The sequence below is a fragment of the Nonomuraea gerenzanensis genome, from assembly GCF_020215645.1.
Taxonomy (GTDB): Bacteria; Actinomycetota; Actinomycetes; order Streptosporangiales; family Streptosporangiaceae; genus Nonomuraea; species Nonomuraea gerenzanensis.
Genome location: NZ_CP084058.1, coordinates 3,099,826 through 3,116,478, shown reverse-complemented (window position 1 = coordinate 3,116,478; position 16,653 = coordinate 3,099,826). Strand labels below are relative to the sequence as shown.

Here is a 16,653-nt window from a genome sequence, read left to right as displayed (position 1 = left end):
AGGAGCGCTGCTCTTAGGTCTGGCGGTGGCCCTGCTCGGCGTGCAGCCCGCGTACGCCGACGAGTCGACCGGTCCCGTCGTCACCGGCACCGTCGCCACCAACCTCCAGATCCCCTGGGGCGTGGCGTTCCTGCCCAACGGAGAGACCCTCGTCAGCGAGCGCAACACCGCGCGGATCGTGTCGATCGTCCCCGGCAAGCCCGTCCGCGAGGTCGGCGTCGTCCCCGACGTCAACGCGACCGGCCAGGGCGGCCTGATGGGCCTGGCCGTCTCCCCGCACTTCTGGAAGGACCGCTACGTCTACGCCTACCACACGGGCGTGACCGACCAGCGGATCGTGCGCATGCGTTACACTCACGGCGCGCTCGGCACCCCCGAGCCGGTGCTGACCGGCATCCCGACCGGCACCTCCCACCTCGGCGGGCGGATCACGTTCGGCCCCGACGGCTTCCTCTACGTCGGAACCGGCGACGCCGGCGCCCCCGCCAACTCACAGGACCCGGCCAGCCTCGGCGGCAAGATCCTGCGCATCACCGCCACCGGCGCGCCCGCCCCCGGCAACCCGTTCCCCGGCTCGCCCGTCTACAGCCTCGGCCACCGCAACGTGCAGGGCTTCGACTGGGACCACCAGGGACGCCTGTGGGCCTCGGAGTTCGGCCAGGCCACCTGGGACGAGCTCAACCTGATCACGCCGGGCGCCAACTACGGGTGGCCGGTCGTCGAGGGCCAGACGGGCACGCCCGGCTACGTCGACCCGCTCCTGCAGTGGACGCCCGCGGAAGCGTCCCCCAGCGGGCTCGCCATCAGCGGCAACGTCATCTACATCGCCGGCCTGCGCGGCCAGCGGCTGTGGGCCATCCCGCTCCAGGGCGCCGGCGTCGGCACACCCGTCGCGCACTTCACCGGCCAGTACGGCCGGCTGCGGACGGTCATCAAGTCCCCCTACGGCGGCCTCTGGCTCACCACCAGCAACCGCGACCAGCTCGGCGTCCCCGGCCCCGACGACGACAGGATCCTCAAGGTGAAGCCTTGACCGAAGCTCCGGCGGCCGTGATCGACGCGATCGTGGCTCCTTAGGCCGAGGAGGTCGATCGCGGCGGCGCCTTCCCGCGCGCCGCGATCGACGCCCTCGGCACCGCGGCCTCCTTCCACGACCCGGCCGGCTGGATCACGGCCGCGGACTGGGGGCTCGCCGCCCGCGGCGCCCTCGTCGAGCCCGGCGGCAGCGGTCCGGGTGATGCGCTGGATCTTCCGGCCCTCCTCCAAGCCGCCACCACGTTGACCAAGCGGCATTGGATCTAGAAGAGAAACCCGCCCGGGCGGCCGTTGCGGTCGGCGATCAGGCCGGCCAGCGTCGCGACGGCGATCTCGGGCGGGGTCTTCGAGCCGATGTTGAGCCCGATGGGCCGGTGCACCCGGGCGACCTCCTCCGGCGGCACCCCCAGCTCGGCCAGCGCCCCCACGTGCGGGGCGGTGTGGCGGGCGCTGCCCATGATGCCGACCCAGCGGACGGGGAACTTCAGCACGTCGCGCAGGATCGGGCCGATCTCGTCGCGGTGGTGGTCGGTGAGCACCACGTCGGCCGTGCCGTCCAGGTGGTCGGCCAGCCGCTGGGCCGGCTCGAACCCGGCCAGGCGCCTTTCCGGGTCGGGCTCGTACAGGACCGTGCGGTAGCCGAGCTCGGCCCCGAACCTCAGCAGGCAGCCGGCCACCGGGGAGGCGAAGACGGCGACCAGGGTGCGCCCGTCCGCCGCGGCGGGGGCCTCGCTGTGGGCCACCTCACACGCCGGGTCCTCATCGTGAGTGTGGGTCATACCCCCGTACGTTACGCGGCGGAGCCCGGCGTGAGCAGGTCCTCCAGGCCGATGCGGGCCAGGAACCGCGCCCTGACCCGGTCGGCGACCTCGCTGACCTCCGCCGACCCGTCGTCGAGCGGATCGACGTGCACCCGGAACGGCCGCTTGCCGTCCGGGGCGTCCACGACCTCCACCACGGCGTCGGCGACCATGGACACGTCGGCGCCGGGCGGCTGCAGGGCGGCCAGCCGCTCCCCCACCTGCTCCATCAGCGCGCCGTACCGCTCGTCGTAGGCCGGGACGACCCGCTGGTCGGCCGGGTGTCCGGCGTTGGCGAAGTGGTTCGTGCCCGAGGTGAACGCGCCGGGAATCACGAGCGTGGTCTCGATGCCGAAGCGGGCCAGCTCGGCCGCGTACGACACGGCGAGCGCGTCGGCCGCCGCCTTGGCGGCGAAGTATGGCGCCAGGTACGGCGGCGTGCCGCCCCTGGTGGAGCTGGAGCCGATCCACAGCAGCAGGCCCTGCCCCCGCTCACGCAGGTGCGGCAGGACCGCCCGGTTGAGCCGCTGGCTGCCCAGCACGTTGATGTCGTAGACGGCGGCCAGTTCCTCGGGCGTGAACGCCTCCGCCGGGCCGAGCACCATATGGCCGGCGTTGTGCACCACCACGTCGATGGCGCCCGCCTCGGCCAGCACGGTCGCGACCGCCGCGTCCACGGACTCCTGCGACAGCACGTCCAGCTCCACGGTGCGCAGCTCGACGCCGTGTTCCCCGGCGTACTGCCTGGCCTCGGCGACGCGGGCGGCGTTGCGGCCGGTGGTGGCGCGCATGGCCGCGTACACGGTGTGCCCGGCGCGGGCCAGGGCGCGCGCGGACAGCGCGCCGAAGCCCGAGCCGGCGCCGGTGATCAGAATGGTCTTGCTCATGGGAGGCTCTCCTCGTCAGAACGTGATGACGCGACGGCCGGCGGATCCCCCGCCCATGGCGTCCAGGGCGGCCGGGGCCTCGTCGAGGGTGATCGGTGTGACGGCGGGCAGGATGCCGTGCTGCGCGGAGAAGGCCAGCGTGTCGCGCAGGTCGTGCGGCGAGCCCGACGGCGAGGCCATGACGTGCAGCCGGTTGAGCACCATCGGCTGGGCGGTGAGGGTGAGCGGCGTGTTGTCGTAGCCGCAGAGCACGAGCGTGCCGTCGGGGGCGAGCCCGGTCAGGACTGCGGAGGCCGCCTCGTTGGAGGGGGCGGCGTTCAGGATGACGTTCGCGCCGCCGTCCCACGCCTTGAGCGCGGCGGCGGGGTCGGTGTCGCGGGTGGGCACGTACAGCTCCGCGCCCAGCTCCTTGGCGCTCGCCTCGCCGGCGGCCGAGCGGCCGAGCACGGCGACCCTGGCGCCCATCGCGGTGGCGTACCGGACGGCCAGCGCGCCGATGCCGCCGCTGCCGATGACCGCCACCCGGGAGCCGGGCCTGGCGCCCGCCCTGCGCAGGCCGTTGAACGCGGTCAGGCCCGCGCACATCAGCGGCGCCGCGGCCACCGGGTCGAGCCCGGCCGGGATCGGGGTCACGTATCCGTCCTTGAGCAGGACGTACTCGGCGTAGCCGCCGTCGGCGACGATGCCCGTGACGCGCTTGGCCGGGCAGAGGATCTGGTCGCCGGACACGCAGTAGCCGCAGTGGCCGCACGAGTCGTACAGGAACTGGGCGCCGACGGGGTCGCCCACGGACAGGCCGGTGACGCCGCTGCCGAGCGCGGCGACCGTACCGGTGATCTCGTGGCCGGGGACGACGGGGAAGCGCGCGAACGGGTAGTGCCCGCGCAGCAGGTTGAGGTCCGTGAAGCACAGGCCGCAGGCGGTGACCCTGACCAGGATCTCGCCCGGGCCCGGCTCCGGGATCTCGCGTTCGACCAGGGACAGCGGGGCGCCGGCCCCGGTGGCAAGTGCTGCTCGCATGACGGTTCCTCCCGGGCACGGGTGACGCCCCCGTGCCGCCGTCATCCAGCGTGCCGCACCGGCCGCCGATTAGCCTGGGGTGCTCAACCCCTGGCTCTGACCAGCCCGAACGCCGGGCCGGGGGTGTCGCGCCAGACCTCGGCGGGATCGAGCGCGTGCAGCTTCGGCACGGCGTCGGCGTCGTCGGGGACGAACCAGAGCAGCCGCTGGGCGGCGTCGGCCGTGACGATGCTGTTGCAGGTGACCTTGAGGGTGCCGAGCACCGGGTTGACCACCCGCTTGTACTCCTCGTGACGCACCCCGACCTCGTGCGCCCGCCACAGCCCGGCGAACTCGGCACTGGCGCCCAGCAGGTGATCGACCAGCGCGCGGGCGGCCGGGTCGGCGGGGCCGCGGCGGGCGACGGCGGCCCGCAGGTCGCAGACCAGCAGCCGGGAGTGGTAGTCGTGATCGTCGGGCGGGTAGAGGTCGCGGGTGGCCGGGACGGTGAACCAGTGGTACAGGAAGCTGGCCCGGAGGCCGGTCAGCCCCGCCTGCGGCCCGACGAGCACCTGCGCGGCGTGGTTCTGCACGACGACCTCGTGCAGGTCGGTGATCACCATCGCCGGGGTGTCCGGCAGCCGGTCCATGAGCTGCCGCAGCGCCGACTGCATCTGCAGGGGCTCGGCGCCGTACGGCGCCGGGTGCCCCGCCAGGTGGAAGGCGTGGGCGCTCTCGTCGGGATCCAGGGCCAGGGCGCGGGCCAGCGCGTGCAGCACCGGCTCCGACGGGCACTGGCCGCGGCCCTGCTCCAGCTCGGTGTAGTAGTCGATGGACACGCCCGCCAGCTCCGCCACCTCGTCCCTGCGCAGGCCGGGCACCCGCCGCCGGGTGCCGGACGGCAGGCCGACGGACTGCGGGGCGAGCCGGTCCCTGCGCGACTTCAGGAACGCTCCCAGCTCCCGGAGATCCACGCTTCCTCCAGGTTGCCTCAAGGTGGCGGGCCGAGATCGAGCCTACCTGCCCGGATCTCTCAGCCGATCGTGCCCTCGACCGTCACGAAGGAGTGGGCCGGCAGGTGCACGCGCAGCCCCGCCGCCGTGGCCGTGACCTGCTCGTGGACGCGCGGGGCGATGGTGTCGGGGGCGTCGGGGGTGTTGTGCGCCTGCAGCTCGCCGGCGGTCAGGATGCGGGCGCGGACGCCGGTCACCGAGCCGCCGCGCAGGTCCAGCTCGACGTCGGCCGCGTCGGTCGCGTCCAGGTTGGACAGGGAGATCAGCACCCGGCCGTCCTTGCGGCTGGCCGACGCGGAGACGGTCGTCAGGCTCGACTCGCCGACCTCGCGCGCGGGCAGCGCGCCCTTGACGTCCACCCGCAGCGAGGCGGCGTCCTGGTGGCCCTTGTTCATCTCGAACACGTGGTAGGTGGGGGTGAGCACGAGTGCGCCGCTGTCGGGGTCGGTGAGGATCATCGCCTGCAGCACGTTGACGGTCTGCGCGATGTTGGCCAGGACCAGGCGGTCGGCGTGGCGGTGGAAGATGTCGAAGTGCAGGCTCGCGACGAGGGCGTCACGCAGGGTGTTCTGCTGGTAGAGGAAGCCGGGGTTGGTGCCGGGCTCGACGTTCCACCAGGTGCCCCACTCGTCCAGCGCCAGGCCGACGGTCTTGCCGGGGTCGTAGCAGTCCATCACGTTGGCGTGGCCGGTGATCAGCTCGTCCACGTAAGCGGCCTTGACCATCGTGCGGTAGTAGTCGTCGACGTCGAAGACCGTGGCGTCGCCCTTGTCGTGCCAGGGGCCGGGGATCGTGTAGTAGTGGAACGACAGCGCCTGCATGAACCCGGTGGGCCGGTAGGCGCAGCCCAGCTCGCCGAACTGCTTCATCAGCGTCTCGGTCCAGGCGTAGTCGGCCGAGTTGGCGCCGGCGGCGATGCGGTAGAGCTTGTTGTCGCCGTGGTCGCGGCAGTAGGTGCCGAAGCGGCGGGCCTCGGCGGCGTACTGCTGGGCCGACATGTTGCCGCCGCAGCCCCACGCCTCGTTGCCCAGCCCCCAGAACCGCACCTGCCACGGCTCCTCGCGCCCGTTCCGCTTGCGCAGCCGCACCATGGGCGAGTCGCCGTCGCGGGTGAGGTACTCGACCCAGTCGCTCATCTCCTTGACGGTGCCCGACCCGACATTCCCGGAAATGTACGGCTCGGCGCCCAGCAGCTCGCACAGGGCCATGAACTCGTGCGTGCCGAAGTGGTTGTTCTCCTCGACGTTGCCCCAGTGCGTGTTGACCATCACCGGCCGGTCGGCCTTGGGCCCGATGCCGTCCATCCAGTGGTACTCGTCGGCGAAGCAGCCGCCCGGCCAGCGCAGGTTCGGGATGTCCAGCGCCCTGAGCGCCTCCACCACGTCGAGGCGGATGCCGCCCTCGTTCGGGATCTCGCTGTCCTCGCCCACGTAGAAGCCGCCGTAGATGCACCGGCCGAGGTGCTCGGCGAAGTGGCCGTACAGGTGCCGGTTGATCACCGGGCCGGGCACGTCGAGGTTGATGACAGCGGGCACGACGTTGTCAGTCATCGGAGGGCACCGTTCTCGCGCAGGGTGTGTCGGGGGACGCGGGCAACTTTATCGATACATATCCCGCTGTCAAGGAGCCCGCACTCACCACTCCGGACCGCCCGTTCCCCGCAACCGGCCCGCCAGCAGGCAGAGCAGCAGCACCGCGACGACGACGGACACCAGGGCGAGCCGCAGGCCGATCAGCCCGCTCAGCGCGCCGATCAGGGCCGGGGCGGCGATCGAGGCGCCCGGCATCTGGCCCAGCTCCAGCATCGAGACCCCCTCGCTGGGCGACAGCCCCCGCTGGTTGCCCGCCACCGTGTAGAGGCTCGGATTCACGGCCGCCATGCCCACCGCGAGCAGGACGAACCCGGCGACCGCCGCCGCCGGCGTGCCGATCAGCAGGCACAGACCGAACCCGGCCGCCGCGAACGACGTGCACGCCCGCACCGTGCGCACGATGCCCAGCCGGGCGGTGAGCCGGTCCACGGCCAGCAGCGCCACGGTGCCCGCCGTGGCCGCCACGGTGTAGGAGAGCCCTCCGGCGACCGGCCCGGCGCCCGCGGTGTCGGACACGTAGACGGCGTTCCAGAGGATCGCCGACTCCGCGACGTACCCGGACAGGAAGGCCATCGCGGTCACGGGGAGCACCCGCCGGTTGAACCGCCCGCGCAACCTGCCCGCCCTTCCACCCGGCTCCCGCGGCAGCCAGCGGGCCGTCACCGTCAGGGCCGTCGCGAGCAGCGCGCTGCTGAACGCGAACTGCGCCCACGGCGGCACGTCCAGCGCCGCCGCCAGGGTGCCGGTCAGCCCGCCGGCCAGCGTGCCCGCGCCGAAGCAGGCGTCGAACCCGCCCATGAGGGGCCTGCCGTAGCGGCGCTGCACCTCGATGGCCAGCGCGCCGAGGGGAACGTCCATGATGTGGGCGACCAGCGCCCACGTCGTCAGGCCGAGCACCACCCCGGCGAGACTGCCCGACGTGGCGAGCAGGGGCACGGTGAGCAGGACGAGCGCGGCCCCGGCGACGGCGAGCAGCCGGTCGGACACCCGGCCCGCCAGCAGCATGATCGCGCACAGTCCGACGACGTTGCCGACACTCGGCAGGGTGTTCGCCAGGCCCCAGAGCGCGTCGTCCGCGCCCACCTGCCGGCGGATCTCCGGGACCCGGGCGGCCCACCCGCCGATGGGCATGCTCATGATCACGTAGAGCAGGGAGACGGCCACCCGGGCCCGTACGGGCTGCACGGCCTGGCACGCTATGAACGGACGTGACGTCCCGTCAAGGCAGCGGGCGGATGTGCGATCCTGTGGGAGTACAGCAGCGACCCTGACCAGCAGCGGAGCCATCCCGGTGGGCCTTGAGGTGGAGAGCCGGCCGTCCGACTCGCCGTACGTCCAGCGGGTCTGGCGCAGCCGCAGTGACGACGTCGGCCGCATGATCTCGGTCGCCGCGGCGAGCTGGGACCTGGTCTTCTGGGAGCACGGCGGGCAGGTCAGCGCGGCCGTGCAGGGGCCGGAGACGAAGGCGAGCCCGGCGCCGGTGCCCGCGCACGCGACGTTCTTCGGCATCAGCTTCGCGGTCGGCGCCTCGATGCCGCACCTGCCGATGGAGCGGCTGGTCGACGGCAACGTGCCGATCCCGGACGCGACGCGCAGGTCGTTCCACCTGAAGGGGTCCACCTGGCGGCTGCCCGGCTACGACGACGCCGAGTGGTTCGTGCGGCGGCTCGTCCGTGAGGAGATCCTGGTCCTTGACCCGGTCGTGGCCGCGGTGCTCGGCGGCAGGCCCGCGGGGGTGTCGGAGCGTACGGTGCAGCGGCGCTTCGTGGCGGCGACCGGGCTCACCCGGGGCGCGGTCCGGCGGATCGACCGCGCACGGCGGGCGGCGGTGCTGCTCAGGGACGGGGCTCCGGCGCAGGACGTGGTCCATCGGCTCGGCTACTTCGACCAGCCGCACCTGGCGCGCTCGCTGTCCCGTTACGTCGGGCGGACCGCGACCCAGCTCGCCGATCCGGCCCCGCCGGAGCCGCTGTCGCTGCTGTACAGGACCTGATCACCAGGAGTAAGGCACCCCCGGCATGGCATCTAAGGCAAGGTTAGCCTAACCTTAGGCCATGACCGAGGAGATCTCTCTCCGCGGCACGGAGCTTCGCCTCAGCTACCACGGCACCACCGTGGTCGAGGACGGCCGCATCACCCTGCGGCCGGGCCACGTGACCGCCCTGGTAGGCCCCAACGGCAGCGGCAAGTCCACGCTGCTGCGCGCGCTGTCGCGGCTGCACCGCCCCGACAGCGGCGCCGTGACGCTGGGTGACGGCGCCGACGCGCTGGCCCTGTCGGCGCGCGACTTCGCCTGCCGGGTGACGCTGCTCGCGCAGAGCCGCCCCACCCCGGGCGGCGTGTGCGTACGCGACGTCGTCGGCTACGGCCGCCACCCGTACCGGCGGCGCTGGCGGGCCGCGGACCCGGAGGGCACCGCCGCCGTCGAGCGGGCCATGGGGCTCACCGGCGTGACCCAGATGGCGGAGCGGCCGGTGGACGAGCTGTCCGGCGGCGAGCTGCAGCGCGTCTGGCTGGCCACCTGCCTGGCCCAGGACACCGGGGTCCTGCTGCTGGACGAGCCCACCACGTTCCTCGACCTGCGTTACCAGGTGGAGCTGCTGGACCTCGTCCGCGACCTGGCCGACGAGCACGGCGTGGCCATCGGCGTGGTCCTGCACGACCTCAACCAGGCCGCCGAGATCGCCGACCACGTCGTGCTCCTGCACCGGGGCCGCATCCGCGCGGACGGCCCGCCCGCCGAGGTCCTCACCGAGGAGCTCCTCACCGACACGTACGGCATCCGTATCGAGGTCAGCCACGACCCGAGGACGGGCACCGTGACCACCCGGCCCATCGGCCGCCACAGCAGAACCGTCCCAGCAACCACATGACAGGAACAACCATGCGCAGTGCCCTGACGGCTCCCCTGACAGCCCTCGCCGCCGTCGTCGTCCTCGCCGCCTGCGGCACGACAGAGGCCCCCGTGACCCAGCAGTCCCCCGCGGCCGGCAGCACGGCGTCGGCCACGGCCACCCCCGTGACCGTGACCGACGCCCGCGGCAAGGAGGTCAAGCTCGACCGCCCGGCGACCAGGGTCGTCAGCCTGGAGTGGGGCGAGACCGAGATGCTGGTCAGCCTCGGCGTCATGCCGGTGGGCGCGGCCGACGTGAAGGGCTACGCCACCTGGGACACCGCCGCCAAGCTCGACTCCACCGTCAAGGACGTCGGCATGCGGCAGGAGCCCAGCATCGACTCCATCAGCGCCCTGGACCCCGACCTGGTCGTCATGGAGTCCGACGACGAGGAGCTGGCCGCGCAGCTCGAGAAGTTCGTGCCCGTGGTGGTGGCCAAGGGCAGCGACGCCGCCGACAACCTCAAGCGCATGCGCGACGACCTCAACATGATCGCCACGGCCGTCGGCAAGACGGACGCGGCCACCAAGCTGATGAGCGACTTCGACGCGGCGATGGCCGCCGGCAAGCAGAAGATCGCGGACGCGGGCGGCGCCGGCAAGCCGTTCGTCATGGCCGACGGCTGGAAGCAGGGCAGCACGATCTCCGTGCGCCTGTTCGGCAAGGGCTCGCTGGTCTCCGAGGTGGCCACCCAGCTCGGCCTGAAGAACGCCTGGACGGGCAAGGTCGACGACCAGTGGGGCCTGGGCACCACGGACGTCGAGGGCCTGAGCGTGCTCAAGGACGAGGACATCCGCTTCTTCTACAACGCCTCCGACGGCGAGGACGTCTTCGCCGACGGGCTCAAGGACAACGCCATCTGGAAGTCCCTGCCGTTCGTGGAGAAGCAGCAGGTCACCAAGCTGCCCAACGGCATCTGGACCTTCGGCGGCCCGCTGTCGTGCCAGCAGTTCGCCGACGAGCTGGTGAAGGCGTACACCGGTTGAGCACGGACGTCCTGACCCCGGCGCCGCCCACCACGCCGCTGCGGCGGCTGGGCACCGCCGGGGTCTTCCTTCTCGCACTGGCCGCCACCGTGCTGGTGGCGGCCGTGCACGTCACCCAGGGCACCTCGTCCATCGGCGCGCTCGACCTGCTGGCGCTGCCGTTCGGCGGTGACTCCGGCAACGCCGACGAGGCGGCCCGCGTGCTGCTCGCCTCGCGGCTGCCCCGGCTGCTGGCCGGCGTGTGCGTCGGCGTCGCGCTGGGCGTGGCGGGCGCGCTGCTGCAGTCCGTCGCCCGCAACGCGATGGCCGCGCCCGACACGCTGGCCGTCAGCTCGGGCGCGTACCTGGCGGTCGCCACCGCGGCCGCGTTCGGGCTGGCGCTGCCCGTACCGGTGTCGGGCGGGCTCGCGCTGGTCGGCGGGCTCTGCGCCGCCGCGCTGGTGCTGGCTCTGTCGGCGGGCGGGCGCACCGGCACCACCCGGCTGATCCTCGCCGGTACGGCCACGTCCCTGGCGCTCAGCTCCCTGACGAACCTCGTCATGATCCTGTTCGAGCAGGAGACCACCGGGCTGTTCGCCTGGGGCAGCGGCTCGCTCGTGCAGAGCGACCTGGACGCCGTCTCCCAGCTCGGCCCGCTCATCGCGATCGCGCTGGCCGCCGCGGTGGTGGCCGGCCCCCGGCTGGACATCCTCGGCCTCGGCGACGACACCGCCACCGTCCTCGGCGTGAACGTGCGGCGCCTGCGCCTGTGGCTCACCCTGCTGGCCGTGCTGCTGGCGGCGGCGGCCGTGACGATCGCGGGGCCGATCGGCTTCGTCGGGCTGTGCGCGCCCGTCGTGGTGCGGCTGCTGCCCCGGTCCATCCCCGGGCTGCACCGGCACCGCATGCTGCTGCCGCTGTCCGGGGTGGCGGGCGTGCTGATCATGCTGGGCTCCGACATCCTGCTGCGTGCCGTGCTCGGCGCGCAGGCCGGGGTCGAGGTGCCGCCCGGCGTGGTGACCACCGTGATCGGCGCTGCGGTGATGATCTGGCTGGCCCGCCGCTACCGCGACGCCGGCCCGACCCGCAAGCCGCCTGCGGTCCGTACGGGCGGGGCTCGCTCGCGGGCCGCCTTCCTCACCGTGGTCGGCCTGTGCGCCGTCCTGGTGGCGGGCGCGGTCGTCCTCGGGCTGCTCGGCGGCGACCGGTGGCTGCTCACCGGCGACGTCTTCAACTGGCTGCAGGGGCGCAGCGGGCGGGCGCTGACGTACGTGCTCGACCAGCGCTGGCCCCGGGTGGCCGCCGCCCTGCTGGCCGGCGCCGCGCTGGCCGTGGCGGGCGCGGCCGTGCAGGCCGTGTGCCGCAACCCGCTCGCCGAGCCCGGCGTGCTCGGCGTCACCACCGGCGCGGGCGTCGGCGCGATCGCGCTGATCACGCTGGCGCCGACGGCCGGCATCTGGTCGATGTCCGCCGCGGCGGGCATGGGCGCGCTGATCGCCTTCTCGGTGGTGTACGGGCTGGCGTGGCGCGGCGGCCTCAGCTCCGACCGGCTGGTCCTCATCGGCGTCGCCCTGCAGAACGCCTGCACCGCCGTGACCGTGCTGATCATCGTGCTGTCCGACCCGTGGAACACCGCCAAGGCCCTGACCTGGCTGTCCGGCTCCACGTACGGGCGGGTTCCCGAGCAGCTCATCCCCGTCGTGCTCGCCCTGCTGATCGTCACCCCGCTGCTGGTCTGGCTGCGCCGCGACCTCGACCTGCTGGCCCTGGACGAGGACACGCCGCGCATCCTGGGCGTGCCCCTGGAGCCGGTACGGCTGGGCGCGCTGGCCGGGGCCGTGCTGCTCACCTCCACGGCGGTCTCGGCGGTCGGCGTCGTGGCCTTCGTCGGGCTGGTGGCGCCGCACGCCGCCCGGGCCCTCGTCGGGGCCCATCACGCCCGGGTGCTGCCGGTCGCGGCGCTGCTCGGGGCGCTGCTGGTCAGCCTCGCCGACACGCTGGGGCGGACCGTGATCGCGCCCGCGCAGGTGCCGGCCGGGCTGGTGACGGCGCTGATCGGCACGCCGTACTTCGTCTACCTGCTGTGGCGGGCACGCGCCTGACCGGCGAGGGCGGCGAGGCGGGTGCGGACCTCGCGCGCCGTGGCCGCGTCGAGGCCGGCGTGGCCGCGCAGGGCTCGCTCGTAGTGGTGGCGGGCCCGGTCGGGGCGGTCGAGGACGCGGTGGCCGTGGCCGAGCCCGGCGTGGGCGCGGGCCTGCTGGTCGGGGGCGCCGATCTCGGTGGCGATGGCCAGCGCCGCCTCGTGGTGCGCGAGCGCGCCCGCCGGACGCCCGGTGGCCAGCGCCGTCTCCCCGAGCCCGTTGAGCGCCCACGCCTGGCCCTCCCGGTCGCCGATCTCACGGTAGAGCGTGTACGCCCGCTCGAAGTGCCCGGCGGCGCTGGCGTGGCGGCCGAGGCGGGCGTGGGCGCCTGCCAGGTTGTCCAGCGTGCTGGCCTCGCCCGACACGTCACCGAGCCGCCTGAACAGGGCCAGCGCCCCCTCGCAGTAGCCGACCGCCCGCTCCGGCCGCCCGGCGTGCTGCTCGGCGAGGCTCAGGTTGTTGAGGATCGCCGCCTCGCCTGACAGGTCGCCCGTGCTCCTGAACAGGGTCAGCGCCTGCAGGTAGCGGCCGATGGCCCGGTCCGTGCGGCCGAGGCGCTCCTCCGCGATGCCGAGGATGTTCAGCACCCTGGCCTCCCCTGTGGGGTCGGCCGCGCTCCTGCACCTGCCGAGAGCCCTGACGAGGTGGTCGTGTGCCGCGTCCAGGTTGCCCTGCCGCAGCTCCACCCTGCCGAGGCTGGTCGCCGCGATGCCCGCGCCGATCTCCTGCCCTGTCCCGTCGAACAGGGCCAGCGCCCGCTCGAAGTGCCCGGCCGCCCGGCCGTGGTGGCCCATCTCCAGATGGGCCTCGCCCAGCCCCAGCAGCGCCCAGCCCTCGCCCTCCGTGTCGCCGGCCGCCCTGGCCGTCCGGTGGGTGCGGGCGTGCAGGGCCAGGGCGTCGGTGGTGTGGCCGGCGCCGAGGTAGCGATACATGATCGCGGACAGCCTGGGGTCGCGCGCGGCGATCCCGACCAGGTTCGCCCGCTCGGCGTCCAGCCACCGGCGGGCCGCTTCGGTGCCGGCCAGCTCGGGCAGCGGGGTGGGCGGGGGGCCGACGTGCGGGCGGCGGTGGGTCTCCGCCGGGTAGAGGCCGTCCATGGCGGCTGCGGCGGCTGCTACGTAGTAGTCGGACAGGCGGGTGAGGGCGGGGCCCGGCTCCTCCTTCGTCTTCGTCGCCAGGCGGACGGCGTAGGCGCGCAGCAGGTCGTGCATGGCGTATCTGGCGGGGGTGGTCTCGTGCAGGAGGTGGGCGCGGGCGAGCGCCTCGACGTCCCGCCGCGCCGCCTCGACGTCCCTGCCCGTCAGCGCGGCGGCGGCGTGGGCGTCGTGGTCGGTGCCCGGGTGCAGGCCCAGCAGTCGGAACGTGCGTGCGGTGGTGGGTGGGAGGTGCCGGATCGACCAGGAGAACACCGAGGCCACCGCGGTACGCGGGTCGCCACCGGCGTCGAGCAGGTCGAGGCGGCGCCCCGTCAGGCCAGTCGGCTCGGGCGGTTCGAGCGGCTCGGGCGGTTCGGTCGGTCCGGCCGGTCCGGGCGGCTCGGCCAGTTCGGCGGCGAGGTCGCGGAGCGGCATCGTCCGGCGGGAGAGCGCCAGCTCGGCGGCGATGCGCAGGGCCAGCGGCAGCCGAGCGCAGCGGTCGGCGAGGGCGGACACGGTGGCCGGGTCGGCGGCCGCCCGCGCGCCGATCAGGCGGCGCAGCAGGGCGCGGGCGTCGGCGGGCGGGAGCAGGTCGAGCTCGACGCGCCGGGCGCCGTCCCGCGCGACCAGCCCCGCCAGGCTGTCCCTGCTGGTCACCAGCACGCCGCCGGGGCCGGTGCCGGGCAGCAGCGGGCGGACCTGCTCGACCGAGGAGGCGTTGTCGAGGATGACGAGCATGCGCCGGCCCGCCAGCTCGGTCCGGAACCGGGCCGCGCGCTCGTCGGTCTCCAGCGGGACCTCCGAGCCGGGGACGCCGAGTGCGGTCAGGAAGCGGGCCAGGGCGTCGGTGGCCTGCATGGGCCGGCCGGGGTCGTAGCCGCGCAGGTCCACGTACAGGTGCCCGTCGGGGAACCGGTCGCGGGAGCGGTGCGCCCAGTGCACGGCGAGCGCCGTCTTGCCGACCCCCGCGGTGCCGGACAGCACGGCGACGGGGACGTCCGGCGGCCGGGCGGTGGCGTCGTGGCCGAGCAGCTCGTCCAGCTCGCGCAACTGGTCGGCGCGGCCGGTGAAGGCGGACACGTCGGCGGGCAGCTGCGCCGGGACGGCGGTCCCCTGCCGCACGCGACCGCCGGGCCGCACTCCGGCACCGAGCCCCGCTCCAGCGCCGGGCCACGTCCCCGCCGTGCCCGGCTGCAGCCCTGGCCCCGCGCCGGGCTGTGTCCCGGTCTCGGCCGTCCGCAGCGCCGGCCCCGCATCAGGCCGCGTCCCCAGCTTGCCCGTCCCCACACGCGCGTCCGCCGGGTCAGGCGACGGCACCACCACCGCCCGCCCCGGCGCCCGCAGGCTCGGGTCGGCGGTCAGGATCGCGTGGTGCAGGGACCGGAGCGCGTCGCCCGGTTCGAGACCGAGCTGGTCCGTGAGGTGATCACGAGCCGACCGGTACGCCTCCAGCGCCTCCCCCTGCCGCCCACCCCGATACAGGGCGAGCATGAGCTGCCCCCAGAAGCGCTCGCGCAACGGCTGGTCGTGCACGAGCTTGCGCAGCTCCGCCACCACCGAGTCGTGCCGCCCCAATTCGAGATCGGCCGCGATGCGCTGCTCCACCGCCTGCAGCCGCAGCTCCCCCAGGCGGATGGCATCGGCCCGGGCGAACGCCTCGTCGGCGAACTCCCCCAACGCCGGCCCCCGCCACAACGCCAGCCCCGCCACCAGATCGGCGCGGGCCCGCACCGGGTCGCCGGCGGCGAGGGCGGCGGCCCCGGCCGCGGCGAGCCGCTCGAAGCGGACGGCGTCCAGCTCGTCAGGCCCGACCTTCAGCAGGTAGCCCCCGTCACGGGTCAGCACCCTGCTCCCCGTGACACGCAACGCGGTCCGCAGCTCGGAGACCCGTACGTGAATCATCGCCCCCGCGCTGCGCGGCGGCCGCTCCCCCCACAGGGCGTCGGTCAGCGCCGGCACGGGCACGACCTGCCCCGCGCGCAGCAGCAGGACCGCGAGCAACCGGCGATGCCGCGGCCCGCCCACCACGATCGCGGCCCCCTCGTGCACCGCCCCCACCGTGCCCAAGATCCGAAACTCCACCGTCACACTCCCCAGGCGCATGCGTGAAGCCGGCCGGACGTCCTGCCCCCGTCCGGGCGTCTCTCCCGTCGGGTCTTCGCGCCCGGCGCGGCGGCGGATGACGAGGGCGGGCGTCCGGGTGATCCGCGGCAAGGTCGCGGATAAGGATTCCGGAAGGGTGCCCTCCTAGCATTCCCCTCGTCAGCAGCGCGGGGGCCCGGGCCCGCGGCGGCGGCGTTCGGCGGGGTTGGTGACAGGTTCGAGCTGGAGTCCTCCCCGGCTGCGGCGACGCCGGTGCCGGTGGGTCGGACGCGCCTGCGACGGGCCCGGTCCCGTCATCGCGACGCGGGACCGGGCCACCTCGGCCCGCGCGCGGAACCGTGAGCCGCCCGGCCCCTGCCCGCCCGGTCCTCCCTCACCCCCGGACGGACAGGGGCTGGGCCACGTCCTCGAAGGGACGGGCGATCTCGTCCAGCGCCAGCACCGTCAGCTCGTGCAGCGGCCGGGTCTCCGACTCGGCGCACCACCGCTGGGTGGCGATGCGCATCGCCGCCAGGAACGCGGCCGTGAGCATCTCCGGCCCGACGTCGCACGGCTGCGCCCGCTCGGCCACCGCCTGGCTCAGCGCGCGCTCCAGCCGGACGCGGCCGGCGAGCTGCCTGGCCTGCAGGGAGGGATGGCCCATGGCCAGGCGGGCGCGCAGGTGCCATGCGCGGTCGGGCCCGCCGGTCTCGGCGTAGAGGCTCTGCAGCGCCCCGCGCAGCGCCTGCCAGGCGGTCCGGCCGGCCGGCTGCTCGCGTACGCGCAGCACCAGGCTGTCCAGGCGCTGCTCGTCGCCGTAGAGCAGCGCGTCCTCCTTGCCGTCGAAGTAGTTGGAGAACGTGCGCCGCGAGATGTTGGCGGCATCGGCGATGGCCTCGACGGTGACGTTGTCCAGCCCGTGCTCGACGGTCAGCCGCAGCGCGGCCTCGTGCACCGCCTGCCGTGTCTGGGCCTTCTTGCGCTCCCGCAGGCCCGGTGTGTTGCCCATGATGACGCACAGCTTACCCAACGGGAATAAATGCTCAATGCGCAAAGTTGCCCCATGTGCATGTAAGGTGTCCGGGTTGATCTCTTTGACGTACGAGAAA

At 74.2% G+C, this 16,653-nt stretch carries 13 protein-coding genes; 5 read left to right on the top strand and 8 right to left on the bottom strand.

Annotated features, from left to right (window positions below):
• Positions 1–25: 25 nt before the first annotated feature.
• Positions 26–1,033: a PQQ-dependent sugar dehydrogenase gene (locus tag LCN96_RS14800; RefSeq protein ID WP_225273196.1), complete on the top strand. Its 1,008-nt coding sequence runs from the start codon at positions 26–28 to the stop codon at positions 1,031–1,033.
• A 265-nt stretch (positions 1,034–1,298) separates the two neighbouring features.
• Here the strand turns inward: LCN96_RS14800 and LCN96_RS14795 are convergent, their stop codons facing one another.
• From LCN96_RS14795 to LCN96_RS14770, 6 genes are all read right to left on the bottom strand, one after another.
• A complete protein-coding gene (locus LCN96_RS14795) occupies positions 1,299–1,814 on the bottom strand; it encodes an XdhC family protein (protein ID WP_225273195.1) in 516 nt (171 codons plus the stop codon).
• An 11-nt stretch (positions 1,815–1,825) separates the two neighbouring features.
• Entirely contained in the window at positions 1,826–2,722 is an 897-nt protein-coding gene (locus LCN96_RS14790; RefSeq protein WP_225273194.1) for an SDR family NAD(P)-dependent oxidoreductase, read from the bottom strand.
• Positions 2,723–2,737: 15 nt separating this feature from the next.
• Complete coding sequence (locus LCN96_RS14785) at positions 2,738–3,742, bottom strand: alcohol dehydrogenase catalytic domain-containing protein (RefSeq protein WP_225273193.1); 1,005 nt, start codon at positions 3,740–3,742, stop codon at positions 2,738–2,740.
• Between the two features lie 83 nt (positions 3,743–3,825).
• Entirely contained in the window at positions 3,826–4,695 is an 870-nt protein-coding gene (locus tag LCN96_RS14780) for a helix-turn-helix transcriptional regulator (RefSeq protein ID WP_225273192.1), read from the bottom strand.
• Positions 4,696–4,754: 59 nt separating this feature from the next.
• Positions 4,755–6,284 (bottom strand): alpha-N-arabinofuranosidase, encoded by a 1,530-nt coding sequence (locus LCN96_RS14775; protein ID WP_225273191.1) that lies wholly within the window; start codon positions 6,282–6,284, stop codon positions 4,755–4,757.
• 84 nt (positions 6,285–6,368) lie between these two features.
• Positions 6,369–7,511, bottom strand: a complete 1,143-nt coding sequence (locus LCN96_RS14770) for an MFS transporter (protein ID WP_225273190.1) — start codon at positions 7,509–7,511, stop codon at positions 6,369–6,371.
• Between the two features lie 106 nt (positions 7,512–7,617).
• Between LCN96_RS14770 and LCN96_RS14765 the strand changes: the two genes are divergently transcribed.
• The 4 genes from LCN96_RS14765 to LCN96_RS14750 all read left to right on the top strand — a co-directional run bounded on the left by LCN96_RS14765 (position 7,618) and on the right by LCN96_RS14750 (position 12,287).
• On the top strand, positions 7,618–8,319 hold the full coding sequence (locus LCN96_RS14765; protein ID WP_225273189.1) for a helix-turn-helix domain-containing protein: 702 nt from the start codon (positions 7,618–7,620) through the stop codon (positions 8,317–8,319).
• Between the two features lie 61 nt (positions 8,320–8,380).
• Entirely contained in the window at positions 8,381–9,199 is an 819-nt protein-coding gene (locus LCN96_RS14760) for an ABC transporter ATP-binding protein (protein WP_225273188.1), read from the top strand.
• 11 nt (positions 9,200–9,210) lie between these two features.
• The gene (locus LCN96_RS14755) at positions 9,211–10,206 is read left to right on the top strand and encodes an ABC transporter substrate-binding protein (protein WP_225273187.1); all 996 of its coding nucleotides are present in this window, start codon (positions 9,211–9,213) and stop codon (positions 10,204–10,206) included.
• Complete coding sequence (locus tag LCN96_RS14750; RefSeq protein ID WP_225273186.1) at positions 10,203–12,287, top strand: iron ABC transporter permease; 2,085 nt, start codon at positions 10,203–10,205, stop codon at positions 12,285–12,287. Before LCN96_RS14755 ends, LCN96_RS14750 begins: the two co-directional genes overlap by 4 nt.
• On the opposite strand, the gene LCN96_RS14745 is transcribed toward LCN96_RS14750, so the two are convergent.
• Positions 12,260–15,544: an AfsR/SARP family transcriptional regulator gene (locus tag LCN96_RS14745; protein ID WP_225273185.1), complete on the bottom strand. Its 3,285-nt coding sequence runs from the start codon at positions 15,542–15,544 to the stop codon at positions 12,260–12,262. The two genes, LCN96_RS14750 and LCN96_RS14745, sit on opposite strands and share 28 nt — an antisense overlap.
• Positions 15,545–15,938: 394 nt before the next feature.
• A complete protein-coding gene (locus LCN96_RS14740; RefSeq protein ID WP_225273184.1) occupies positions 15,939–16,553 on the bottom strand; it encodes a TetR/AcrR family transcriptional regulator in 615 nt (204 codons plus the stop codon).
• Between the last annotated feature and the right edge of the window lie 100 nt (positions 16,554–16,653).